This window comes from Paenibacillus sp. 8b26, assembly GCF_050626875.1.
In the GTDB taxonomy this organism is placed as follows: domain Bacteria; phylum Bacillota; class Bacilli; order Paenibacillales; family Paenibacillaceae; genus Paenibacillus.
Map to the genome: position 1 here is coordinate 2,671,196 of NZ_CP192445.1, position 25,498 is coordinate 2,696,693.

The window sequence follows — 25,498 nt, forward strand, 5'->3', positions numbered from 1 at the left end:
TCTCCCATGCAGTTACAAAAGATTTTTAACACGGAAGCGCCTAACCGCTCTACCCGCATTATTGAAGGCGAAAACTCCGGCATTCTGAACTGGAATGATATTCGGATGCCGCATATGTACAAGCTGTACAAGGTGCTGCTGCTCAACCACTGGATTCCGGATGAAATCCCGATGTCCAAGGACGCATCTCAATTTCCTACGCTGGATGCCGAAGAACAGCGCACGTTCAAAATCAACATCGGCCTGCTGGCCGTGCTGGATTCCATGCAAACGATGTTTGTCGGGGATGTAAAACGCTACTTTACCGATTCTTCACTGGAAGCGGTGTCGGCCATTATCGGGCAGCAGGAAGTCGTGCATAATCAATCCTATTCCTATGTGTTGTCCTCTCTGGTATCGGATCAGGAGCAGAAGGAAATTTTTGAATACTGGAAAAATGATCCTGTACTGCTGGAGCGTAACACGTTCATCTCAGACATTTATCAGGAGTTCCGTGATGAGCAAAATCCGCAAACCTTTTTCCAGGCGATGGTGGCGGACTTGATTTTAGAGGGCATTTTCTTCTATAGTACGTTCGCTTTCTTCTATAATTTGGCCCGTGACCAGAAGATGATGGCGACCAGCCAAATGATCTCCTATATCCAGCGGGATGAAAATCAGCATTGCTACTTTTTTGCCGAAGTGTTCAAGCAATTATTGTCTGATTTCCCTGAGCTGGACACGAAAGAAAATACAAATTATGTATACCGCATGATCGACCGTGCGGTCGAGCTGGAAACAAACTGGGCGCATTACACACTCAAAGAGGTTCGCGGCATCGACTTGAACGAGCTGGGCGATTATATCAAATACATGGCAAACATGCGCCTGAGACTGCTCGGTATGGACAAAGCCTACGAAGGGGTAGACGTAAATTGTATGCCTTGGATCAAGCCGTTCTCGGATGAAGCGCTGAACGCGACAAAAACAGACTTTTTTGAAGCAAAATCGCGCAATTACGGCAAGGTCGGAGACGACAACGGATTTGACGATTTGTAAGAATAGCTGCAGATCATAAGTATAAAATACGGAAGTGTCTCACAAGCCATCTATGGTTAGAGACACTTCTTTTCTTTTTCAAACTAAACATGCATCTGTGCTGGTTGCCCATGATTGGCTATTTGCAGCTTCAGCTCATCCATGATGCATTCGGCCGCTTCCTCGCCAGCCTCGACACATTCAGGCCATTTTGTAAAATCAAACGCCGCAATATGTCCGACTTCAGGGCGAATGACGACGTCTGCTAGCCGGAGACTATTATGCTTTCGTTCAGCGGTCATCAAGCTGTAAGAGCGGTATACAACTTCCAACATATTGCGCGGCGGCTTCTTTTCATGTCCCCGTGCCACATCAACAGCAATCACTAAACAATCTGCTTCCCGACTCATCTCTTCTACAGGCAAATTGTTTAATACCCCTCCGTCGACTAGCACCTTGCCTTCATGCATCACAGGAGCGAATAAGCCGGGAAACGCCATCGTAGCCCGCAGTGCTGTCACCAAATCACCTTGTTCAAAAATGAATTGCTTGCCTTCCAGTAAATCGACAGAAACAGCTTTAAAACGGATAGGAAGATCCTCAATCTTCTGCGTATGCTGTCCATGCTGTTGCAGCAACTCATTCACCACCGTATTCATGCTGTTACCGGCAATTAAACCACGATGGCGTATGCCGATATCCAACAGGCGGTATTTAGGTGTCTTTTTAATACAATCCAATAGAGCATCCGCAGGAACACCCACCGCATAAAGTCCGCCAACAATGCCGCCCATACTCGTACCGACGATACAATCGACCTGAATCCCATGTCTTTCGAACGCTCTCAGTACCCCCAAATGAGCAAGTCCTCTGACTGCTCCCCCACCCAAAACCAATCCTACCTTCGGCATATACGCAACCCCTTTACATGTATTTACTGCATCCGTCCAAACACACAAAAGACCCAAAAACCAAGCGTAAGGAGGCCAGCTTCCTCTCCTCACGAATGACTCATTCCTGTTATATTCAAAAATAAAAAGCCTCGCTTAGAAAATCGGAAAGCAACCCTTTTTCCTCGTCAGAAAGATCCGAAATGGATTGCAGAAAACGGGAAACCAGCTCCGTAATTTCAAGGCCCAGTTCATCGTTCATCGTTTGTACGGCCATACCCAACACAGTGCCAACAAACATGGTCATGCCCATTTCCTTGCTTGGCGCTGTAAGGACAATCTGCTGAATCCAGGGACCTCTTTTATCTCCCAGCTTCTTCAAGTACATCAAAAGCAGCCCTATAATATAGGCGCAAAAATTGATCCTGACACTGGCTTCAGGAATTTCAGCCCAAATTTTTCGGACCGCATCATTGGGACTTGTGTTGTTCAAATCCTTGAGCAGTCCCGAGATGTTCTCGACGGTTTTTTTCCAATCCACCAGATCCACTAATTCATTCCGGGACTGGTTGAACAAATCCGAAGCTTTATCCGTAGGCACAAATACGACCTGAGATCGTCCGGTTACCTTGGCATTCACCTCGTAGCTGCGCGTAATAAAACCGAGCTTTTCAATTTCTTTCAGCATGTCATAAGCCGTCCATTTGCTAACGCCTAATGATTTAGCTAAGGCTTCGTAATGAATAGGTAAATTCGTCTTTTGATACAAATCCACTAATGTATGCAGAAATTGCAGACGACGTTTAGTAAGTGACACGGTAGCGTTGTATACCTCCCTGTGTATCCCCTGCGAATACGTTCTTGGGTTTTTTGTGTCTAAATCTTAGCACTGAATATCTATATAATCAAGCAGCAGGCTCACTCCAGATTCCTCCGTGCAGCAAGCTGCTCTTTGCATATTTTCTTTTTCATCCGCCTGTGTTATATTTTTATCCATACTGTTTTTTGGTTTTTTTGGTCTTTACGGTCTTTTGTGTGATTATTTCATTGGAGGGAAACATAAATGCAATCAGCTCTCAACATGAACGGGGTTACAATTACAGGTACCGGATTCTACGTTCCGACATCCCTGTTAACCAATTTGGAATTAGCCGCATCTCTGGACACATCCGATGAATGGATCAGCCAACGAACAGGCATCCGTCAGCGATATATTGCAGAAGCATCCACGGACACCTCTGACCTTGCCGTCGTTGCTGCAACCCAGGCTTTAAGCCGTGCCCAATTATCCCCGGAAGACGTGGATCTCATTGTTGTGGCGACTTCAACTCCTGATTATGCCTTCCCCTCCACAGCCATGCTGGTCAAGCAAAAGCTCGGAAGCCGCGCACCTGCATTCGACTTATCGGCAGCCTGCTCCGGTTTTGTGTACGCCCTTTCGGTCAGCAGCGACATGATGAAATCAGGTGCCTACCACAACGTTCTGGTGATTGGAGCGGACAAGTTCTCCAAAATCATAGATTGGCAGGACCGTAATACTGCTGTCCTGTTTGGAGATGGGGCAGGCGCTGTCGTCCTTCAATCTCGTCCTGGTGCTTTCCCGTGTTTCTCCTTGCTAGGCTCGGAAGAACGTGGGGCAGAAGCGCTGACATCCCCGGTCACAGGCCCTATCACCATGCAAGGTCGAGAGGTTTTCAAGTTTGGGGTGCGTATTGTGGAATCTATGCTAACTAAAGCTCTGGAAACATTGAAATTAAGCATTGATGATATTGCTTTAATCATTCCACATCAAGCCAATATTCGAATCATCGAGAGTGCCGCTGGCAAGATGAATATGGATAAATTTTTTGTGAATATCGAAAATTACGGAAATACGTCAGCGGCTTCTATTCCCATTGCGCTTGCGGAAGCCATGGAACAACAGCGCGTTCATGCCGGTGATATTGTGATGCTGGTCGGATTCGGCGCGGGTTTGGCATGGGGCGTACAAGTCATTCAGATCGCATGAATTCTCTACTTGACAGAAAAGGCCTTGGTCCAGTTCTATGAACCAGCTTTGCCCTTTAGGGATGGGTTCAACAGAAACAGGCTAAGGCCTTTTTGCATAAAAAATCAATCAAATATATGATTATCTATTCATTCTTATATCATTCTGCTTATCCCTTTGATTGTCATCAGCGGCTTTATTTTATGGACCACCAAACATTCCATCGAGAACGCATCCTTATCCACCTTGCAGCAAAATAACGAAGCTCTCGTGACCAACACCGCCAAGCTGATGAAAATAAGATAGTTGTCCGAAGTATCCCACAATCTGACGATCCTATCTGACAATTTTAAAATAGTCGCATGCCCAGAACCTGAGAAGTTCACCTTCGTCCGATGTGGTGCATACATATACCCTAGAACCGTGTAATCCAATCCATAGCCCCACAGTGTATCAACGCTGCTCACGATGGAGGCATTAACGCTGTTTTTACTTGCTTTGTATAGGAAGGATAGCCGCCCGTATGCTGGAGCATTTCGATTTCACGCAAAATACGCGGCAAGTCAGCGACCGAGTTCATGACAATGTGGGCTCCTGCTCTTTTTAATCCGTATACGCTCTGTCTGCGCCGTTCCTCAGCCACTCTGTCGTCGGATTCACGGCTAGTTGCTTGCGACGTGGTCAGCGCACCTTCGCTATGATTCAGTACACCTATTGTCCACACACCGGCATTTCTGCCCTCTTGCATATCAGCTGCCGTATCTCCTACTTTCACAATATCGCTAAGCGGGAAAACCTGTAAGCGGTGTGCAATCTCATAGATCATCCATGGATAAGGGCGCCCTTGCGAAACTTCACAGGGAGCTACTGTACAATCCAGTGCATATGGGGACTGTGCAGGCGTAAAAACGTTGCCCAGCATCTCCATTGGGCAAGATGCGGTAGCGCCTGACTGAATCCGACGATCCTGCAACTCATTCAGTGCTTTATCGATACCGAAGGTGGGCTCAGCTCCTTGAATCAAAGAACGGAGAACAGGCACAAGCTCAAGATAAATATGCTCAATATCCGTTCTCCCAGGATGCGTACCGAAGCAATCCAGCCATTTTTTCCGAACCTCTGAAAGTGCCAGCACATTCGCAATATGATCACGGATCGGTAATCCTCGCCCATGAGATGCTTGTTCTTCGGTTACCTGTACACCCTTCCATCTGAAAATATCACGTATTCCCTGGATTAAGCCTCGTCCTCCGGGGTCCAACAATGTACTTTCGAGATTAAAAATAACCGCTTGTATCATGCAATCCCCGCCTCTCCGTAACGCGGCTATCCGCTGTCATTATTTCTTAGGACCATGATACACAGCTAACGTAAAATGAAGTGCCGTAAAGCATCAGCGGAGTGTAATTGAAAATAAATTCCTTGATTGGTTGCGGATTACTGATTGTGATGAAGTGTGCTAAGGAGGAATCGCAACATGAGACATCCATGGAATGAATATAATCCCAAGATGCCTTGGCGAATGGAGCTGGGTTGTTATGCGCTGAACAAACTGGCTTGCGGAGGACTGGTGTTCGGCCTGTTATGGGCCTATTGCTATATAGCAGAGGCAATTACGGGAATTCCTGTAACCATAGCAGGTAATAGCGGTGAGCTGACCGCGCAGCTATGGGCATATGGTTTTGCCCTACCGGCCGCTCTTGTCGCCGATGCACTGCACGATCTCTTGCCCTGGCTGCGAAAGCCGGAGCTGCTCACCCTGTACCTTGCCGCAGGATTCAGTATCTTCCTCCTGCTCGGTTCTTTTATATCGCCCGAAGGAACGGGAGTCTCATGGAGTAACGGCATCGCGGGTACAGTGATCACATTACTATATTACCGGGGAAGGCATTATGCAGGAAGACCCTGGCAGAGCCGTGAATTTGGGGTACAGATCATCTTGGCCTTCCTCCTGCCCTTACTATTATGGGCTATAGGGCTTCAATAATGTCACCCGCAATGACCGAGGCGGCATGCTGGCGATGACGCGCGGCTGTTTCTCCAGCCCTGCCGTGCAGGTATACTCCAAAGGCTGCTGCCTGCGAAGCACTCAAGCCCTGCGCCAGCAAGCCTGCAATGATGCCTGTCAGCACATCACCTGCACCGCCTGTCGCCATCCCGGCGTGGCCTGTCGTGTTGACATAAGCCGTTCCGTCCGGGCACGCAATGACGGTACGCGCTCCCTTGAGCACCAGCGTCACCCCGCGTGTTCGGGCGTACTGCCGGGCATGAGCGATGCGGTCACGCTGCACCTCGGCCGTCGATATGCCCAGCAGACGGGCCATCTCGCCGGGGTGCGGCGTCAGTACAACCGCCGCGCTTCTCGGCTTCCAGGCATCAAGCTCTGGCCCCGCTGCAGCGAGGATGTTCAGAGCGTCCGCATCGAGTACGAGCGGGCCGCCGTATTCTTCCCACAGGCGGCGCAGCCAGCCGGTGTCTCCTGCGAAACGGCCGAGGCCAGGGCCGACGGCCAGCACATCGCGCGCCTGCGCGAGCTGAAGCAGCTCGTCCGCGGAGTCGGCGTTCCACTCGCCGTCTCCACCTGCGGCTACGGCAGCGAGCATCAGCTCCGGCGCGGCTCCGATGAGGCGCGGCAGCAGCGCTTCGGGCACCGCCCACGTCACAAGGCCGCTGCCGATGCGCAGGGCAGCACGTGCGGCCAGCAAGCCCGCGCCGCTCATGCGCAGGCTTCCCGCGGCGACGAGGACGTGGCCGTAGGTGCCCTTGTGCCCATCCGGAACACGGCTGCGGCTCACGTCCACGCCCAGCGCTTCGCGCAGCGTGTCGCGGGTCAGGAGCCGTAGCTGCACGCCGTGCTCACGGGCAAGCCCGGGCGGGATGCCGATGTAGCGTACCACTACATCGCCTGCATTCCCCGCGCCCGGGTATTGGACGAGCCCACACTTCAAGTAGGCGAGGCATACGGTGACGCGTGCGCGAATGCACGGCTCGTGCAGCGCACCTGTGTCGGCATCGAGGCCGCTAGGCACATCTACCGACACAAGCGGCACGCCGCTGGTATTGGCCTCGCGAATCAGCGAGGCGTAGGGTTCGCGCGGCGGGCCTTGTGTGCCCGTGCCCAGCAGGGCATCTACGATGCCGGAGGCGCCGCGCAGGTCGAGAGCATCCCGGCCGTAGACCTGGGTCGGGATGTGCAGAGCCGCGATGGTATCGCGTTGCACCGCTGCTTCGCCGCGCAGCGAGTCCGGCGACTCAGCGTACACAACGGTGACGCGCAGGCCCGCATCCGTTAGATGACGGGCCGCCACCAGACCGTCGCCGCCGTTGTTGCCTTTGCCGATGAGAATATACCAATGCTCCCGTTCCCACACGGCATGTCGCCCGTGGCTCCAAGGCTCCGTCCGAATAACACCGCCATGTCCCGGTGTATCCCCAACCTGTTCACCATAGGCTGGACCCTCATCATATCCTTGCTTGGCAGCATCTTGCCCCACTATATATCTGCGTTCCGTACCGTATGCTGAATCCACGTGGCTTTCCGAGAAGCTCTTATGGCTCCATCCACTTTCCACAGCGTAGAGCTTCAATACCTCGTCAGCTACCGCACGCCCGGCATTTTCCATCAAGGTAAGGGCCGGGATGCCCAGCTTGTCAATCGTATACCGATCCAGTTGCCGCATTTCTTCGGCGGTCACAACATACATGCTTCTTCGCCTCCCGTAGTGCCATCCCTGTTTTTAATACCCGACCGTAAAACGGGAATTCACAAATTCCCCTTCCACCAGCTCATCAATCAGGGCAACTGCATAATCCTCAACTGAGATGCGGCTGTGACCCAATTCATCAACAACTACATGGTTCAAGCCAATGCGAAACTGTCCTGTACGCCGTCCCGACTCAATGATTGCGGCAGGACTGCAATATGTCCAGTCCACATCCGCAGCACGATACAGCTCCAGTGCTTCGGCATGTGCGGCTGCCAGTGGCTTGACTTCCTCTGGAAACTCGGCGGTATCCATCAGACGTTCACCGTTTTCCGTTTTCAGGCTGCCAGCCCCGCCGACTACCAGTATGCGCTCTGCGCCGGAACGCCGGGTTCCTTCCAATAAAGAACGGGTTGCTTCGAGCAATTCTTCCTCGGCTCCAAACTTGGGACCGTAGGCGCTAATAATGGCATCATGTCCTTTCGCCACGGCTGTTACGGAATTGGGATTCAAAATATCCGCTTGAACGACCGTCAAATATTCACTTTGCTCCGTCACACGCTGCGGATCACGCACCGCCGCCGTCACCTGGTACTTGCGCTTGATCGCCTCCTTCACCAATGCTTGCCCAATGGTTCCTGTTGCTCCAAAAATAATGACTTTCATATGTCCTTGCCTTCTTCCTGTCTATAATTTCCTTACTATTACTTATCCACTTCGGCCCTTGCTCAAACCCCGCCCGGCTGCCGCCAGTACATCCCTTCCGATCCAGGGCTGGTCAATTGGAAGCCGAATTGCGCATACAAGCGGTCGGCTGGTTTGTCTGCGATCAGCGTCGCAAAGCTACCCGCTGGAACCTCACGTTTCAAATAGGCCATAATCTCTTCCATAAGCTTACGCCCGTAACCTTTTCCCTGGTAGGAGGGCTTGACTGCAATATCCGTCACCAAAAAGAAAACACCGCCGTCACCGCTCACCCGGCCCATGCCGATCAATTCCTGCCCGATCCGTAGCGTCACCGCAAACAGGCTGTTCGGCAGGTCCTTGGCTGCTGCTTCTTCTGTAATCTGCGTCAGACCCGCCTCCTTCCGCAGTGCCCGATACTCCTCAACGGATGGAACGACGTACTCCACGCGAAGCTGCCCGTCCGGGTGATTCGATCCTCTATGATGTTCTGCGGTATTTTCTATATACTCGTTCATGCTGAATCTCCCCTCCCTGCTTATCATCTTGTCTATTTTACCAAAAAATACTTCATATATCTCTGTCAGACGTGACCAAGCCCTTGAAATGCCTGTGTAGTCTGTGCAATAGTGTAGAAAGAACAATGGAAGGAGGGATTGCGGGTGTCCCCGACGGACTTCGCGGCATTGGCCGCATATATCTCACCCGGTCTGATTGCCGTCCTGCTGGCATTGTCTTTGCTGGTGTGGCTGTATGTTCACAGCGCAGCCCAGCTTCGAAATTCACGTCAGCAGCGGTTGAATGAATTACAGGAATCGCTGCGTATCTACGGACGGTTGGCAGGCTATCTCCAAACCTCCACTCAGAACGGCATAAGCAGCAGTGAAACGCGCCAGCAGCAGAGTGGACTGATTCATGCCCTTCAGGAAGCGAAGGCTGCTCCCTATTTAACCCCGCACCTTCAGGAACAGGTTCAGGCATCTCTAAGAGAATGTGACGCATTCCGCAGGGAATTGCTTCTCAAATCACTGGAGCGCGAAATGAACAAACTGATCGACGAACGTCGGCTTGTTCTGCTGGAATCGCATGCTCCGGGCTGGGGTACGGCTTTATGGAAGCTGCTGCGTCCCGCTGCCGGGCCTTTGGCGCTGGCGGGTATAGTGTGGCTAATCTCACGGCTGATTGTGGAACTTATGTCGTATAGTACAATCTATAATAGTCTGCCCGAAGCTGTCCCAACTGCATCCTGGCTCATATGGTGTACATGTATGAGATTTGTTTCCGGCTTGATCGCCCTGCTGTACGTATACCGGTTGATGACCCTGCGCAGACAAAATGATCTGGATGTGACGGCATCCCATTTCCCGACAAGCCTGTTGTCCATGGTAATCGCCGCCGTTGCCCTGTTTCAATGGATCGGACCGGAGGCTTCTCCCTACATACTGGCTGTGCAACTTGTCCTGTTTTTGATTGGCTTCCGACTCACCCGAGGCCGCTCACGGAGTGATCGCCCTTATGTCGGTCATCCCGGCTTGATGAAGGCCGATCCTTCTCAATATCCGGAAATGCACACAGCAGACAGAGACAGAACGTCCGACTCTTCTTTGGCGGAGGAGCATAGCCGTTCCTAAACGGCAAGCGAAGCAGGATTATATACAGCATGAACGTTCAACCGCATACCCTCGCAGGACATCCCGACAGACACCGAATGGTTTTTATGGGGTGTCCTGTTTTTTGAACAATTTTAGGCTTTTTGATGGGTTAAGCTTGTGCCGACAATCAAGGAAAGGGTATATTGTTTATATAAATGTAAATCATATCGTTTTTTATGTATGAATATTGAAAAAAATCCATATATGTTAAACTATCATCAATTGTTGATGTGCGTTAGAATTGGAGGAACTATGCAACTGGACATTTCTGAAAAATCACTTCCCGTATATGAAGCACTGGCCAGCGAGGTACGGCTGAACATGATTGTTCTGCTTGCGGAGAAGCCTATGAATATACGCGAGTTGGCGGAAGCGCTGGGACTAAGCAGTGCCATCATGACCATGCATGTTAAAAAGCTGGAGAGAGCGTCCATTATTTCGACCAAAATGCTGCCCGGACGCGGTGGCGTGCAGAAAGTATGCTCACTGGCTACGGACAAAATTGAAATAGCCATGCCCCGCTATCAGCAGGATGTACGGCAATTTCATCAGACGGAGATTTCCGTCGGGCACTTTACGGATTTTGAAATTCAGCCGACCTGCGGGCTGGCTACCGTCGAGAAAATTATTGGAGAATTCGACGAGCCTCGTTCGTTTCTGGACCCTGAGCGCTTCAATTCCAAAATTCTGTGGTTTAGCCAAGGATATATGGATTATAAAGTACCGAATTTCCTCCTGTCCAGCCAAAAGGCCGAGGAGCTGGAAATTTCGATGGAGCTATCGTCTGAGGCCCCTTTTACCAATGACAACTGGCCTTCGGACATTACCTTTTTCCTGAACGATGTGAATCTGGGGACTTGGACCAGCCCGGGAGATTTCGGCGATAACCGGGGAAAGTACACACCTGCATGGTGGCCTGATTTTATCAACCAATACGGTCTGCTCAAAAGACTTCGCGTTACGTCTGAGGGTACCTTTATGGACGGCAAGCAAATATCCAATGTGACCTTAAGCCAGGTGCTGATTGATCAGAAGCAATGGAAATTCCGCATTGCCATTCTGGATGATGCCAAGCATGTTGGAGGGGTTACCCTGTTCGGTACCGGATTCGGTAACTACAATCAGGACATTCTGTTCCGCTTGTACTACAAGCCTGCGGAAAACCATACGAAAACAGCAACGGTAGAAGCTGGCGACAGCAGCAAATAAACTTTCAGACCATTTTCTTCTCAGACCCTAAAACACGACGCTTTGCCCCATGCGTTCATGGCAAGCAAAGCACCGTGTTTTTATTTTTTCATCTTGTTCTAACGTGCCTTTTTGCCATACGCTATGACTGCCGCACAGGTTCAATGCATACGGGTGAAGGAACTTCCAGCACATATCCTGTTCGAGTCAAGCGTCCGTCATCGCCGTGAATAGCAAAGGATACGATATTATTCCCGTCCTGATTCGCGACAACCAAATACCCGGACAGGATGTTGAAGTTACGCGGCGTGCTGCCAAAAGTCTCCACCCATTCAACCGTCTCCAGCTTGCCGCTGTCCAGATCGACATGGTACAGCACGATGCTGTTATGCCCCCGGTTTGACACGTACAGATAGCGTCCACAAGGCGTAATCCGAATGTCCGCGGCTGTATTTTCCACATCTATGATGCCGTCCGGCAGTGTGGACAAGCTTTGCAGCAATTGAAGCTCCCCATTGCGTTCGTTGTAGCTAAATACATCGACAGTATTATTCAGCTCGTTAGCCACAAAGGCATAGGGACGCGAAGGATGAAAGACCAGATGACGCGGACCCGAACCGGGCGGCAGGTCTGCCTCACGATGGGCCACCAGTTTCCCGTCTTCCGTCAAACGGTATACCACAATCTGATCCAACCCCAGATCACATATCATTGCATACTGTCCTGAAGGATCAGGAATAATCGAATGCGGATGTGCCGCATCCTGACGGTCCTGACGAATACCTGAGCCGGTATGTTGAACCTGCCCCGACATTTCCCCCAACCCGCCAGCTTCCGTCACCGGGAATACCACAGCATTTCCGCCTGAATAATTGGAAGCCATTACATACCGTCCATCTGTTGTGACCGAAACATAGCAAGTGTGCGCCCCTTCTGTCCCTTTTCGATCCAATGGGTGCAGCTCTCCCGTCTGCGCATGTACCTGATACGCGTACAGCTCGCCTTCCTCTGTTTCACTGGCGGCATACAGCTTCGTTCCATCCGGGTGCAGTGCCAGAAATGAAGGCCGCTCGATTCCTTCCACGCCTCCAATGATGCGCAAATCACCGTTTTCCACATGTAAAGCGCATACATAAATACCTCTATCATCGCGAGACGCATAAGTTCCTGTATAAAATAACTGTTCATTTCGCTCTTCCATCGGCTCTCATCTCCTTTTGGCTGTTGCGTCGTCTTATGGGCATCAGCCCATGTGGCATGTCTTTAATCAAAACCCTGCCATTTAGATCCACCATTCATTATTACCCATGATCCGCCCCAAAGTGCAATATATAGACGAACAAAATCATTTCGATCTCTATATTGTTGATTACAATTCGCTTCTTGGATTTTTGCAAAATCCTCATTTAATGAAGTAAACATCACCGTAAGATCTTGTCGCACACTTTGATTCTCTTTACACAGACTTCTCGTTTTGTTAATATTGTTAAAGTTAATTGTCAACCTTTTAAATTTCATTTTGGTTGACAATTAAAATACTAGGTTGGTGAAGGATGGTGATCATTACGCACTATGAACGTCTTGCCGCCATGAATAAGGCGCACTTATGGCTTCCCTTTACTCAAATGAAAGATTACAACGAGTCGGACCCTCTTATTATCGAACGTGGTGAAGGTGTCAAACTGTATGATGTCCAGGGACGGTCTTATTATGACGGGTTCTCGTCTGTTTGGCTTAATGTACACGGACACAACGTGCCGGAACTGAATCAGGCAATCACTGATCAGTTAGATCGGGTCGCCCACTCTACACTGCTTGGAATGGCGAATGTACCTGCCATCGAGCTTGCTGAAAAGCTGGTAGGGATCGCCCCGAAGGGCTTAAACAAAGTGTTTTACTCAGATTCAGGAGCAACCGGTGTCGAAATCGCAATCAAAATGGCGTTTCAATACTGGCACAACCGCGGACTACATGAGAAAAAGACATTTATTACGATGAATCAAGCGTACCATGGAGATACAATCGGGGCAGTCAGCGTCGGCGCGATTCCGCTGTATCATGATGTGTTTCGACCGATGTTGTTTCCGACACAGGTCATTCCTTATCCTTATGCTTATCGCCACAAGGGTGGCGCAACGGGTGCAATGGAGTCTACTTTAACCGCTTTACGCATTTTGCTTGAGACTCGTGGGGATGAAATTGCAGCTCTCATTGTGGAACCGATCGTGCAGGGAGCCGGAGGAATGATCATCATGCCGCCAGGCTGTTTACGGGAAATGGCCTCGCTTTGCCGTAAACACCGCGTACTTCTCATCGCGGACGAAGTGGCCACAGGATTCGGTCGGACGGGAGCCATGTTTGCCTGCGATCTCGAAGGAGTTTCACCTGATCTGATGGTTGTCGGCAAAGGACTCACTGGCGGCTACTTGCCCGTCGCCGCGACACTTGCAACTGACGAGGTATATGACGCATTCTATGCCGATTATCAAGAGCAGAAAACATTTTTCCACGGACACTCCTTTACCGGAAACCCGCTTGGCTGTGCCGTCGCCTTAGCCAGTCTAAAACGATTCGAAGAGCGAGACATGCTAAAGGGCGTAATAGCAAAGGCCTCATTTGTCCAGCAAAAGCTCATGGCACTTAAAGAACGACCGCATGTCGGTGAAATTCGGCAAAAGGGTCTGATGATCGGGATCGAACTCATACGTGATAAGGTTTCACGCGAGCCATACGATTGGGCAGATCGGATCGGCGTTCGCGCTGCCGAGCGTGCAAGAGAGCTTGGAATGCTTACAAGACCGCTTGGCAATGTTGTCGTATTTATCCCTCCTCTTGCCAGCACGGAGGATGAGTTGGATGCCATGACAGATATTTTGGCAGCATCCATTATTGACGTCACCGAAAATGGGTTAACTACATGAGCACACTACGGGGAATGTTTATAACCGGTACAGATACCAGCGTTGGGAAAACAATTGTGACGGCGGCTCTTGCCGCTACGTTGCGTGCAGAAGGTCTGAATGCAGGTGTCTGGAAACCTGTGCAGTCCGGCGGCCTTCTTGGCAGCGGAGCAACGGATGCCGAACGTCTGCTGCAAAGCACAGGCATCTGTGAACGCCCCGAGGCCGTAGCGCCTTTTACATTCGAAGCACCGCTTACCCCAATGCTGGCCGCCAAGCAGGCTGGTGTGACACTTACTCTTAAGGAGATTATCGCCGCAGGAGAACCACTCATAAAACGTTATAAAACACTGTTTATCGAAGGGGCCGGTGGCGTCGCTGTACCGCTGACCGATGACGCGCTAGTGATTGACCTGATTTCCGCGCTCCACATCCCCGTTCTGATCGTGGCCCGGTCCGGTCTGGGCACAATTAATCATACGCTTTTGACCGTTTCCTTCTTACAGCAGCGCGGAATCCCGATTGTAGGCATCATTATGAACGACAGCGAATGCATTAACCCCCTGGACGATCCGAGTGCCGCTGCGAATGCGGAACTCATCGAACGTTACAGCGGCGGCCTGAAGGTCCTTGGCCGTTTTCCACGCTTACATGACGAGGCAAATGCCGAGATGCTTATACATTCCGTTCGAAGAACGATTCAATTAGCGCCGATCAGGCAAGCATTTTCAGTACAATCGTCTACAGGGAATGATGGAAATTAAAAAACAATTGAAGATCCAGGCTTTGAAATGAAATTAAACGCTCTACAAGGGGGTGATGATCATCAATTGGATGAAAAAAGAACTTGAGGCATTGAACCACGCATCATTGGAACGCCGCTTGCGTACCCATGTTCCTATCCCCGAAAGTCCTGGTTATATGATGCATGGCGGACGAGTGCTGCTCGACTTGTCCTCGAATGACTATCTGGGACTTGCCCAACATCCTGCCATTATTGAAGCGATGCGTGATGCACTCCTCATCGAAGGAGCCGGTGCCGGTGCCTCGAGGCTTGTAACCGGCAACCGACGGCCATATGGACAGCTTGAAAAAGCGTTGGCAGAATGGCAGAACTGTGATGCGGCACTTGTCTTCGCAAACGGATATATAGCTAATGTCGGTGTCATTAGTGCGCTTGCGGGTCGTGGCGATGTGGTATTCAGCGACCAGTTCAACCATGCGAGCATAGTCGACGGCATTATTTTAAGCCGCGCCGAGCATGCACGGTACCGTCATAACGATATTGAACATTTGCGTGCCTTATTACATAAATTCCGTGATAAACGGCGGAAGCTGATCGTTACGGACGCCATCTTTTCCATGGATGGTGATCAGGCGCGCTTGCTTGACCTTATTGAGCTCAAACGGGAGTATAATGCTCTGCTGATGGTTGACGAGGCACACAGCGGAGGGGTTTACGGTTTACACGGTGAGGGATTGGCCCTTGCGCTCGGGTTAAAAAATGATGTGGATATTCATATGGGTACACTCAGCAAATCGTTTGGCGTCTATGGAGCTTATGTTTGTGGAAATGAAACGCTCATCAGGTGGCTGATGAATAAGGCTAGGCCGCTTATCTATTCAACGGCATTGCCACCTTCTCTTATAGCGGGGACTACCCAAGCATTGGAGCTGATACAAACAGAACACTGGCGTCGCGAACGGCTGTTTACGGCAAGCGAATTTTTTCGTTCCTCGTTATGTATGGCGGGTTTTAACGTCGGTAACGGAGATTCTCCGATTGTGCCTTTGATCATAGGCAACAATCATAAGGCTCTGCAATTTAGTAGTGCTCTAGAAACCGAAGGTATTGCGGCGATAGCCATTCGCCCTCCAACAGTGCCTGATGGTACAGCGCGAATTCGCTTCTCCTTGTCGGCTGCACATTCTCTGGAGGAGCTGACAGATGCCGTTACGAAAATCCGCAGAATAGGACTTCGATTGGGGGTATTGGAATCATGCGATCAGAGTTAGGCGGCACAATCTTGTGGCTGACCGGGTGGAGTATGTCAGATAAGGTCTTTGACCGACTTCGCGAGCTTCTTCCTGATTTTCATCATGTTTCTATAGATTACAGTGCTGCCGCTTCTTCAGAGGATATACTACATTTAACAGAAACGGCAGCAAAAATTCTGTTTTCCTTGTGCTCCGGTCCGGTTCTGATCGGAGGCTGGTCACTGGGCGGGTTATTGGCATTGAAACTCGCGGACCAGGAACTGGCGGACGGACTTGTACTTTTTTCAGCAACAGCCAGGTTTACCCGTCCTAAAGAACAGCGGAATCGCGGCTGGGCAGATGCATATGTTAGACAGATGATCACCGGACTCAGAAAAGATCGGCAGGCTATAGAGAGCAAATTCAGTCAGATGGTGTTTACGGAGTCGGGAACAGAGACGGATCTCAGGAACAATCATCCCCTCATCGGCAACTGGACAACTCCGGCGCTCATCGCAGGTCTTGAAGTCCTCCGTAAAGTGGAATGCCTTTCCCGAATTCCGGCAATCCATTGTCCGGTTCTTCTTATACACGGTACCGGGGATAAGATTTGTCCTTACGCGGCGGCAGAAGAGTTGCTCACGCAATTGCCTCAGGCAAAGTTACTAACCATACCCGACAGCGGGCATGCTCCGTTTTTGGGAAGGGAAGCCCATATAGCTGAATCAATTAGGAGTTGGTGGCATGATCAGTAGAAAAGCAGCTATTGGACGTCAATTTAACCGTAGCGCGGCAGGGTTGTATGATACTCATGCCCATGTACAGCGCATTATGGCGGACATGCTTGCAAAATCTCTCATGAAACGGACAAATGCTGGTGATTCAAACAGACTCAGCATTCTTGAGATCGGTTGCGGCACTGGCACTCTAACTGAAATTTTGATGAACAGGTGGCCACACTCGTCTATTACTGCGCTGGATATTGCGCCTGCAATGATTCTGGCGGCTGAAAAGCGTGTGTTAAGCGCTGCAAACCATGTAGGCTCCAACGGTAGACCCTCATCTGATATCCACTTTTTGCTTGCCGATGTCGAAATGTGGGCGGCTAACGCTCCTGCCTCTTCGTTCGATCTCATGGTTTCCAGCGCTTGTTTTCAATGGTTGAGCCAGCCGCAGCAAACGCTGAATTACCTTCACCGGCTGCTTCGCCCCGGAGGGATACTCGCATTCGCGACCTTCGGGCCTGATACGTTCCGCGAGCTGCATACGGCTTTTGAAGAAGTTTACCGTGCTGAAGGTATGGAGCCCCAGAGGCACGGACTGTCGTTTCAATCTGCAAATCAGTGGAAAGATTCGTTAACAAAGGCTGGGTTCTCAAACATCCAATATGAATGTATGCTTTTAACGGAAGAGTACGCTTCACCAAGGGATTTTCTATTATCTGTAAAAGCACTGGGAGCCAGCACTTCAGAAGCCGTCATTTCGCGCAGTCTCGGATCGCGGCGTCTGTTCGCCAATTTGTATAAAGAGTATGAAGACAAGTTTTGCACGCCGGGAGGTGTTGCGGCGACTTATGATATTGTATTTATTCAGGCATCGGCAACTTAATGATCTTTAAGGATACAAGTCAAAAAAAAACAGGACGTTTAGTTCAGGAAACGCCCTGTTTTTCAATAACCCGGAGAAAGAATGATCCTTCAAAAAATATTTTCGATCGTCAGGCAATACTAAACCGCTGTCGTTTGCGTACCTTTGCTGTTCCATTTTACAGCCAGCCCTAAACTAAGAATGAGAATGGCCGCCCCGAAAATGTACGGCAAATTGATATGCACCTCAAACAGCGTACCCGCCAGCGCAGGTCCCAAAATATTACCGATACTCATATAGGCATTGTTCATCCCGGCTGCAACCCCCTGCTCATCCCCGGCCATTTTGGATAAAGCCGTATTAATGGCTGGTCGCAGTAGCGACGTGGCGGTAAAGAAGATGAGCGATACCCCCAGTACATAATAAAAGTTGCCGGAGAGCAGCATAAGCACAAGAGAAATCGCGGAAAACAGAAAGGAGCCGATAATGACACCTTTTTCGCCAAAACGATTCAACAACGGACTGATCACAACCGCCTGGATCACCGTTCCGACCAGCGCGCCTACCGTAATGATGATGGCAATATCACGCTCATTGTAATGAAACTTGCCTGTCACGAAGAAAGGAAACATCGTTTCAAAATGCGTCAGCCCAAAGGTTAGGGTGAAAATCATAATCAACAGCATGAAGTACGGCTTGCGAAAAGAAAGTGCAAACTGCTTAATGATATTGTCGTGCTTGACTTTGACATTCCGGAATTTCAACTGCTTCTCCATCGACAAGGTTTCAGGCAACAATATCAACGAAATCAGCGCAGCTACACCCGATACCCCAGCCGAAACGTACAAAGGCGTGCGAATCGAGATATCTGCCAGCAAGCCACCCACGCCAGGGCCGATAACAAACCCAAGAGACATGGCCGCGCCCAACAAACCCATTCCCCGACCGCGATTGTGTACCGTCGTAATGTCGGCGATATAAGCCATCATCGGAGGAATCATAAAGGCAGCCCCTGCACCTCCGAGCAAACGGGATATATATAGCATCGTCAACGAATGCCCGCTGGCAAATAATACTGAAGAAATCGTCATGATCACCAAACCGATAATGATCATTTTTTTGCGTCCGTATTTATCGGACCATTCACCAGCCAACGGTGAAAACAGAAACTGGGTCAAGCCGAACACGGCAACCAGGTAGCCTCCCGTTTCACCAGTGCCTCCGAGGGAACCCATGAATTTGGGGAGGATCGGAATGATGAGGCCAATTCCCAGCATGGCAATAAACATATTAATCATCAAAATGACCAACGGCCCCATTTTCAATTGTGATTCTGACATGTTGCGTGTTGTCCTCCTAAGGTTATTTATTTCGCATACGAAAATCTTATTTTGCAACTATTAGTTCAAAACTCTTCACTATATTAATAGACCCACGAGCAAATAACAATCATAAATCACACTAAGCAGCTTGCATTGGGCATCGTGAAACACTTAGATAACTCTTCTGCATATATTATATACAAACATGCGTTCTATATTCAATACACAAAAAAAGGCACTGCCAGCACAATACTGGCAGAACCCTTATTTTAAATTTAATGCAAAGTACATTTTTTTAGTTCAGCTTACATATAGAGTGCGACGTACTTACCACGATCAGGAGGTAACCCGTCAGATCCAATTTCAATCCACGCACTCATATAGAGTGCGACAGTTTCTCTATAAGATGGATGAGGTTGTTCAACTATTTCAATCCACGCACTCATGTAGAGTGCGACTCAAAAACCTCTTTATGATGCTGAGGTAGACCTTTATTTCAATCCACGCACTCATGTAGAGTGCGACTATGGACGCGTCAGCACCGAAGAACAGGCTAATATTTCAATCCACGCACTCATGTAGAGTCCGACCCTTTTTCTTTCAACTTAGCTACTGAACAAAATCCCCATTTCAATCCACGCACTCATGTAGAGTGCGACTGAGTGAACGGACATATAAGCTACTGGATGGACGGATTTCAATCCACGCACTCATGTAGAGTGCGACGTGTGGTGAGCATATCTACCTTACCCACCTTTCAGATTTCAATCCACGCACTCATGTAGAGTGCGACAATGTTCGGAATTTGGGGTGGTGTTATGGATCAAATTTCAATCCACGCACTCATGTAGAGTGCGACACCGGACAAACAGATCAGCAAATGCAGGCGACTAAGATTTCAATCCACGCACTCATGTAGAGTGCGACGTGATCACAAAGCATGGAGTATTGTTCCGCCACAATTTCAATCCACGCACTCATGTAGAGTGCGACTTAAAATCCGAGCGTGAAGCCTTAGAAACTGTACGTTTGATTTCAATCCACGCACTCATGTAGAGTGCGACTATACATCTTATTCAAACGTTCCTGAACTTCCAATATTTCAATCCACGCACTCATGTAGAGTGCGACCGTGGTAATCACATATTCGTTGTTCATCTCGGCAATTTCAATCCACGCACTCATGTAGAGTGCGACTATAGTCATCACTTCTTTTATCCCCCCCGTAAAAATTTCAATCCACGCACTCATGTAGAGTGCGACACCGTTAATAAATCGCTTAAGTTCGCCGTTAACGTAATTTCAATCCACGCACTCATGTAGAGTGCGACGTGGGGTCCGAATGCTTCCACAGGATATAGTCGATTTATTTCAATCCACGCACTCATGTAGAGTGCGACCCCCATTGCTGTTCCTCCTTGCAAATCAGCCATAGATTTCAATCCACGCACTCATGTAGAGTGCGACCGCCAAATCTACAAGATCTAAAGGACGCAATCGAAATTTCAATCCACGCACTCATGTAGAGTGCGACTACACGGGAGAGAGGGGGGGAACACATGGCAGAGATTTCAATCCACGCACTCATGTAGAGTGCGACGCCGGCACAGCAACGCGTTCAGTCGAGAAAGACGAATTTCAATCCACGCACTCATGTAGAGTGCGACGGCGGTACCCTTTAAAATGCCCCCCGGTTCCAATGTATTTCAATCCACGCACTCATGTAGAGTGCGACAGCGAAAATGCAGTAATTCATACCTTAATGATATAAATTCCATACATTTTAGCAAAAAACGATGCCAAAAAGGCTTGAATCAACCATTGACTTCTACTGAAGAAAACTAATTTAATGTTTTTCGACTAATTTCGAGGTGCGAAGGATCCGGGGTTTTTATGTGAGCTTCACATTCGCACCTCACCATAAGAGCAGAATACTCATTTTATTTCCCCTTATAAATATACCATAAATAGGAATGATAACCAATAGTGAGGTGCATATCCGGTGAATATTTGGGCAAAAGACAAACTTCGATCTCATCTGCTTAGACCAACGTATAGGTCGCCTTCTTGTAGCTAAAGTCTAAGTTTTATACGAGTACGGGTAGCCCTCGTTTACTAAAGGTATTTTATACATTTGAACTCATACTGTTTCCTCCTCATCCAAACGGATGTTATTGAGGTCACCCATTCCTTATTAGTGATCTTCGAATAGCTCCTGCATCATCTTTTCCTTGTTGTTCAGAAATTGTTTCATGATGATGAAATGATCGGTTTCCTCCAGCGTCCGGGTGTCTATGCCTTCATGTGTCAGGTGGTACAGGACGGAGTCGGGATAGGCCATCAAAATCGGGGAATGCGTAGAAATGATGAACTGCGAGCCCTGCTGTACCAGCTCGTGGATACGTGCAAGCATGGCCATCTGGCGCAGGGGCGATAGCGCAGCCTCTGGCTCATCCAGAATATACAGCCCCTGACCTCCAAACCGATGCAAAAATGCAGCAAAAAAAGACTCGCCATGCGACTGCTCATGCAACGATTTTCCCCCGTAGGAGTCTCGGATGGGCCGGCCCCTTCCTTCCCGATCCAGCTCGTCGATATGAGTCGCCAGATTATAATAGCTTTCTGCACGGAAAAAGAAACCATCCCGCGGCTTGTGGGCCCCTCTCACCAGCCGGACATACTCATGCAGCGAGGAATGCGTGGCCTGTGTAGAGAAATTGAAATTTTTAGTGCCGCCCTCCGGATTAAATCCCCACGCGACCGCTATCGCTTCCATAAGCGTTGATTTACCCACACCGTTTTCTCCAACAATATAGGTAACAGACGGGTGAAATTTCAGCTCATTCCATTGACGCATGGCTTTTAAGTTAAAGGGATATTGGCTCTCGTCAGCATCCTGCGGCCACATCAGCTCCAATCGACGTACAAAAAGATCACGATCCCACATACTCATTTCCGTTCAGCTCCATTACCAAGCAAATGGCTGGGTTTTCCATCATTATATTGGAATTATTTACGACAATCAATCCGAAATCCGGCTTTCGTAACCCTTCTGTTGTTATTCAGGCGTTTAATACAGGTATAATATATAGTAGCCTGTTCATGGGCATGATATCTTTGTGTATCATTCAGAATTTATTTCATTATTTTTCAGGCAGGTGAATCTATGAATTCAAATCACAAACCGATCCAATCCTTTAAAATCGTACAGTTCATGATGACCATCTACAGGCAGCGGCTGACACGTATTTTGCTTCCGCTGGCTGTATTGGCTTTTATTATATGGGAGGCCGGACAAGAGCTGAAGAGCTTCAATCTGGCACGTATGCTTCATGAGCTGCGGCGAATGGATGCTACCTTTCTCATCGAAATTGGCTTGTTCTCACTGATAGCCGTGGCCGCCATGAGCGCATACGATTACGTGATCAGGCATCATTTCAAGCTACAGGTCAAATCCGCAGCGACATTCCGGTACGCCTGGATTTCGAACACCTTCAATAACGTCTTTGGCTTCGCTGGCTTTACAGGAGCGGGATTGCGTACGGTGCTGTACAAAAAAAGCGGCGTGCCGCTGGGTGTCATCACCTCTGCGGTTGTGTTCCTTTCGCCTGTAGTCATTACCGGGCTTTCTTTGCTGGCCTGGGGCGGGATTGCCCATCTATATCCGGTACAGCCCGTGCTGGATGCTCATCCGTGGCTTCATTGGGCGTTATGGGGAATGGCGCTGTACCTGCCACTGTTCCTGATTATGCAGCGATCCAAACGGTACGCCACATGGTTCAACAAGGGAGAAGGCCAGCTTTCCTGGTCCACCATCTCCGCCTCCATCGGCGCTTCGCTGCTGGAATGGCTGCTGGCTGGTCTTACTTTTGCATGGATCGGCTCGCACTTGCTGCATGAGCTGCCGATAAATGCCGTGTTCGGCATTTATGTGATTGCTGCGATTGCCGGGCTGATCAGTCTAGCACCCGGAGGGGTCGGCGCATTCGACATCATTGCCCTGCTCGGGCTGCAAATGGCAGGCGCCAACTCGGATCGGGCATTGGCTGTGCTGCTGGCCTTTCGCGTCTTTTATTACATCATTCCGTGGCTAATCGGCCTGGTGCTGGCTGCGCTGGAAATGATACCGCGCAACGAACGTCTGAGCCAACTGGCAGAGACGGGTTGGGAAACCTCACTCAACGCTTGGCAAAAGGTATGGGGCTGGCCCGGTCAATTCCGCTTTCTGGCCGACCTCGGGGTATGGGCACTCGGCAAGCTGGTACTCATCTCCGGCGTGGTGCTTCTTCTGTCGGCGGCTACGCCAGGTCTACTGTATCGACTGCGTTTTGCCGAGCATCTGCTCAGTCTGCCCGTCATGCGCCTGTCGCACGAAATCTCAGTCGTCATCGGGATTATGCTCGTAGTGCTGTCTCACGGCATATCCCTGCGCATTCGCAGAGCCCTGCGGCTGACGCTGGTACTGCTGCTTGCGGGGTCCATTTTCACCTTCATTAAGGGTCTGGATTTCGAGGAAGCTCTATTCCTGTTGTTCGTAGCGCTGATGCTGTGGGTCTCGCGCTCGCGGTTTTATCGGGTTAGTGCGCCGCTGAATCGGCACAATATTTTAATATGGGGCGGATTGTCTCTGCTCGTGACCGGCGCTTACTTTATGATAGGGGCAGGCTCCAATACTCCGTTTATGCGCCATCTGCACGCCAAGGTCCATCTGGACTTTTTTATGAACCGCAGTGATTACGGGGTTACAGCGGTGTTCAGTCTGATTTTGGCGTGGGTGTTCCTGACGGTGTATTTCTTCCTCCGTCCCCAGCGTGGAATTGGAAATCTGCCTGACTCGCAAGAGCTGGGTAAGCTAAAAGAATTTTTGGAAAAGCAAGGCGGCAATTTGGTTTCTCATATGCTCTTTCTAGGCGATAAGTATCTGTATTGGACCAAGAACGAACAAGTGGTTATTCCCTATGCACGCAGCCGAGACAAGCTGATTGTGTTAGGTGACCCGCTCGGTCCGAAGGAACGTGTGAGCGAAGCGATTCAGGAATTTCAGCGCTTCGCAGACCGATATGCGTTAACGGCTGTATTTTATCAGGCATCACCAGAGTATTTGTCCATCTACCATGAGAACGGCTATCGGTTTTTCAAGCTGGGCGAGGAAGCACTGGTGCCGCTGGAGTCCTTTACACTGACAGGTAAAAGCAATCAGGTGCTGCGCAGTGCCAAAAACCGCTTTGACCGCGAAGGATACACATTCGAAATGATCCAGCCGCCTTTGGATGGAGCATTAATTGAGGAGCTTCGTCACATTTCGAATATCTGGCTGGACGGACGAAAGGAGAAGGGCTATTCGCTCGGGTGGTTCAAGGAGCCTTATCTTCAGTTAGCCCCGATTGCGCTGTTAAAGGACCCTGAAGGAAAGGTCATCGCCTTCGCGACAATGGCCCCTGCCTATGACCGTGGACAGACCGTCTCCATAGACCTGATGCGGCATCTGCCTGATACGCCAAATGGCACGATGGACTACTTGTTCACACGAGTGATCGAGTGGGCCAAAGACAGCGGGTATACGACCTTCAATCTCGGTATGGCTCCGCTGTCCCAAGTAGGACAAAGCGAAAAAGCGTTGCGCGAGGAAAAGCTGGCTCGGCTCGTTTTCCAATACGGAGGACATTTTTACGGCTTTCAAGGGCTTCGCCGCTTCAAGGATAAGTTCAAGCCGCAATGGGAGCCACGCTATCTGGCCTATCCGGCTTCTGTCTTTTTGCCTATTCTGACGCTGGAGCTGGTATATCTGGTCTCCAAACGCTCGGATTAGGTAAAAGCATTTCTTGCAACAAAAGCATAACAAAAGGGTGCTCCCCCAACCACGACGGTTGCAGGAACACCCTTTTTATGTTAAAAATTCTTCTTAGAAGCTACCTTTTACAACAACTTCAGACAATGGGAAACGTCCTGATGGACGTGCTGGCACTTGTGCTTTACCTACTGTAATAAGCATCGTTGGCAGGTAACGTGCAGGAATGTTGAATTGCTCGATCAACTGCGCAGGAATGAAGCCACCCATAGCGCAAGTGTCATAGCCAAGAGATCTAGCAGCCAACATAATGTTTTGTGCCGCAAAAGCAGAGTTCAGGATCGCTGCATCGCGAGCTACTTGTGCGTTTTGGTAAGCACCGTTGATTTGACCTACCAATGCGTCACGGATTTCCGCTGGCAGTGCGCCTGCTTCCACCGCTTGATCATAAATGACAGTGTTGCGGTTCGCTTCCAAATCACCCAATACGGCAATCGTAACGGAACTTTCCGCTACTTGACCCTGATTGTAAGCGATAGGCAGCAACTTTTGCTTGTCTGCTTCGGTTTCAATCACGAGGAATTTCCAGTGTTGAAGGTTCCAGGCGGAAGGAGCTTCTATCGCAGCTGTCAAAATAGCTTCCAGATCTTCCTCTGGCAATTTAAAATCCTTAACATAACTTTTTACTGCATGTCTTTCACTAATGACAGACAGAGTTTCGTTTTTTTGGATATTTGACATTCTGGACACACTCCTACATTTCTCATAGTATATATATCTGAATCTTGAATCCTTATTAACT

General features: G+C 49.6%; 21 protein-coding genes and 1 CRISPR repeat array. Of the genes, 11 read left to right on the top strand and 10 right to left on the bottom strand.

Translation table 11 applies throughout. The features are described 5' to 3' along the window. Positions 1-6 precede the first annotated feature (6 nt). Complete coding sequence (locus ACQ4MX_RS12290; protein ID WP_431090877.1) at positions 7-1,038, top strand: ribonucleotide-diphosphate reductase subunit beta; 1,032 nt, start codon at positions 7-9, stop codon at positions 1,036-1,038. Positions 1,039-1,121: 83 nt separating this feature from the next. On the opposite strand, the gene ACQ4MX_RS12295 is transcribed toward ACQ4MX_RS12290, so the two are convergent. Together ACQ4MX_RS12295 and ACQ4MX_RS12300 are read right to left on the bottom strand one after the other, a co-directional pair. Next, entirely contained in the window at positions 1,122-1,928 is an 807-nt protein-coding gene (locus tag ACQ4MX_RS12295) for a patatin-like phospholipase family protein (protein ID WP_431090878.1), read from the bottom strand. Positions 1,929-2,043: 115 nt separating this feature from the next. After that, positions 2,044-2,724 (bottom strand): MarR family transcriptional regulator, encoded by a 681-nt coding sequence (locus ACQ4MX_RS12300; RefSeq protein ID WP_134911420.1) that lies wholly within the window; start codon positions 2,722-2,724, stop codon positions 2,044-2,046. Between the two features lie 246 nt (positions 2,725-2,970). Between ACQ4MX_RS12300 and ACQ4MX_RS12305 the strand changes: the two genes are divergently transcribed. Continuing rightward, positions 2,971-3,915: a beta-ketoacyl-ACP synthase III gene (locus ACQ4MX_RS12305; RefSeq protein ID WP_431090880.1), complete on the top strand. Its 945-nt coding sequence runs from the start codon at positions 2,971-2,973 to the stop codon at positions 3,913-3,915. A gap of 442 nt (positions 3,916-4,357) precedes the next feature. On the opposite strand, the gene ACQ4MX_RS12310 is transcribed toward ACQ4MX_RS12305, so the two are convergent. Next, a complete protein-coding gene (locus ACQ4MX_RS12310; protein WP_044646294.1) occupies positions 4,358-5,194 on the bottom strand; it encodes an HAD hydrolase-like protein in 837 nt (278 codons plus the stop codon). Positions 5,195-5,371: 177 nt separating this feature from the next. Here ACQ4MX_RS12310 and ACQ4MX_RS12315 point away from each other — a divergent pair, with 177 nt between their 5' ends. Further along, entirely contained in the window at positions 5,372-5,881 is a 510-nt protein-coding gene (locus tag ACQ4MX_RS12315; RefSeq protein ID WP_431090881.1) for a hypothetical protein, read from the top strand. Here the strand turns inward: ACQ4MX_RS12315 and ACQ4MX_RS12320 are convergent. The 3 genes from ACQ4MX_RS12320 to ACQ4MX_RS12330 all read right to left on the bottom strand — a co-directional run bounded on the left by ACQ4MX_RS12320 (position 5,865) and on the right by ACQ4MX_RS12330 (position 8,800). Then, positions 5,865-7,598: an NAD(P)H-hydrate dehydratase gene (locus ACQ4MX_RS12320; RefSeq protein ID WP_431090882.1), complete on the bottom strand. Its 1,734-nt coding sequence runs from the start codon at positions 7,596-7,598 to the stop codon at positions 5,865-5,867. The two genes, ACQ4MX_RS12315 and ACQ4MX_RS12320, sit on opposite strands and share 17 nt — an antisense overlap. Before the next feature lie 33 nt (positions 7,599-7,631). After that, the gene (locus tag ACQ4MX_RS12325; RefSeq protein ID WP_431090883.1) at positions 7,632-8,264 is read right to left on the bottom strand and encodes an NAD(P)-dependent oxidoreductase; all 633 of its coding nucleotides are present in this window, start codon (positions 8,262-8,264) and stop codon (positions 7,632-7,634) included. Between the two features lie 62 nt (positions 8,265-8,326). Next, positions 8,327-8,800 (bottom strand): GNAT family N-acetyltransferase, encoded by a 474-nt coding sequence (locus tag ACQ4MX_RS12330; protein WP_431090884.1) that lies wholly within the window; start codon positions 8,798-8,800, stop codon positions 8,327-8,329. Positions 8,801-8,944: 144 nt separating this feature from the next. Between ACQ4MX_RS12330 and ACQ4MX_RS12335 the strand changes: the two genes are divergently transcribed. Together ACQ4MX_RS12335 and ACQ4MX_RS12340 are read left to right on the top strand one after the other, a co-directional pair. Then, positions 8,945-9,913 carry a flagellar export protein FliJ gene (locus tag ACQ4MX_RS12335; protein WP_431090885.1) on the top strand — a complete coding sequence of 323 codons (969 nt, stop codon included), beginning with the start codon at positions 8,945-8,947 and terminating at the stop codon, positions 9,911-9,913. Between the two features lie 273 nt (positions 9,914-10,186). After that, entirely contained in the window at positions 10,187-11,143 is a 957-nt protein-coding gene (locus ACQ4MX_RS12340) for an ArsR/SmtB family transcription factor (RefSeq protein WP_431090886.1), read from the top strand. Between the two features lie 121 nt (positions 11,144-11,264). On the opposite strand, the gene ACQ4MX_RS12345 is transcribed toward ACQ4MX_RS12340, so the two are convergent. Further along, positions 11,265-12,323 (bottom strand): lactonase family protein, encoded by a 1,059-nt coding sequence (locus tag ACQ4MX_RS12345; protein WP_431090888.1) that lies wholly within the window; start codon positions 12,321-12,323, stop codon positions 11,265-11,267. Positions 12,324-12,675: 352 nt separating this feature from the next. Between ACQ4MX_RS12345 and bioA the strand changes: the two genes are divergently transcribed. From bioA to bioC, 5 genes are read left to right on the top strand one after another with little or no spacing between them, the layout of a single operon-like run. Next, positions 12,676-14,043, top strand: coding sequence for an adenosylmethionine--8-amino-7-oxononanoate transaminase (gene bioA / locus ACQ4MX_RS12350; RefSeq protein ID WP_431090889.1), 1,368 nt, complete (start codon positions 12,676-12,678; stop codon positions 14,041-14,043). After that, positions 14,040-14,786: a dethiobiotin synthase gene (gene bioD / locus ACQ4MX_RS12355; protein WP_431090890.1), complete on the top strand. Its 747-nt coding sequence runs from the start codon at positions 14,040-14,042 to the stop codon at positions 14,784-14,786. Before bioA ends, bioD begins: the two co-directional genes overlap by 4 nt. 55 nt (positions 14,787-14,841) lie before the next feature. Continuing rightward, entirely contained in the window at positions 14,842-16,038 is a 1,197-nt protein-coding gene (gene bioF, locus ACQ4MX_RS12360; protein WP_431090891.1) for an 8-amino-7-oxononanoate synthase, read from the top strand. Further along, a complete protein-coding gene (locus ACQ4MX_RS12365; RefSeq protein ID WP_431090892.1) occupies positions 16,023-16,754 on the top strand; it encodes an alpha/beta fold hydrolase in 732 nt (243 codons plus the stop codon). The genes bioF and ACQ4MX_RS12365 overlap by 16 nt, the downstream gene beginning before the upstream one ends. Beyond that, entirely contained in the window at positions 16,744-17,607 is an 864-nt protein-coding gene (gene bioC / locus ACQ4MX_RS12370; protein WP_431090893.1) for a malonyl-ACP O-methyltransferase BioC, read from the top strand. Before ACQ4MX_RS12365 ends, bioC begins: the two co-directional genes overlap by 11 nt. A 119-nt stretch (positions 17,608-17,726) precedes the next feature. Here the strand turns inward: bioC and ACQ4MX_RS12375 are convergent, their stop codons facing one another. Further along, on the bottom strand, positions 17,727-18,926 hold the full coding sequence (locus ACQ4MX_RS12375) for an MFS transporter (RefSeq protein ID WP_431090895.1): 1,200 nt from the start codon (positions 18,924-18,926) through the stop codon (positions 17,727-17,729). Between the two features lie 342 nt (positions 18,927-19,268). Then, positions 19,269-20,643: a CRISPR direct-repeat array (repeat unit 32 nt; unit sequence ATTTCAATCCACGCACTCATGTAGAGTGCGAC). A 459-nt stretch (positions 20,644-21,102) separates the two neighbouring features. Beyond that, positions 21,103-21,861, bottom strand: a complete 759-nt coding sequence (locus ACQ4MX_RS12380) for an AAA family ATPase (RefSeq protein ID WP_431090896.1) — start codon at positions 21,859-21,861, stop codon at positions 21,103-21,105. Between the two features lie 213 nt (positions 21,862-22,074). Between ACQ4MX_RS12380 and mprF the strand changes: the two genes are divergently transcribed. Then, positions 22,075-24,717, top strand: a complete 2,643-nt coding sequence (gene mprF / locus ACQ4MX_RS12385) for a bifunctional lysylphosphatidylglycerol flippase/synthetase MprF (protein WP_431090897.1) — start codon at positions 22,075-22,077, stop codon at positions 24,715-24,717. Positions 24,718-24,810: 93 nt separating this feature from the next. Here the strand turns inward: mprF and ACQ4MX_RS12390 are convergent, their stop codons facing one another. Continuing rightward, positions 24,811-25,437 (bottom strand): nitroreductase family protein, encoded by a 627-nt coding sequence (locus ACQ4MX_RS12390; RefSeq protein WP_431090898.1) that lies wholly within the window; start codon positions 25,435-25,437, stop codon positions 24,811-24,813. Positions 25,438-25,498: the final 61 nt, after the last annotated feature.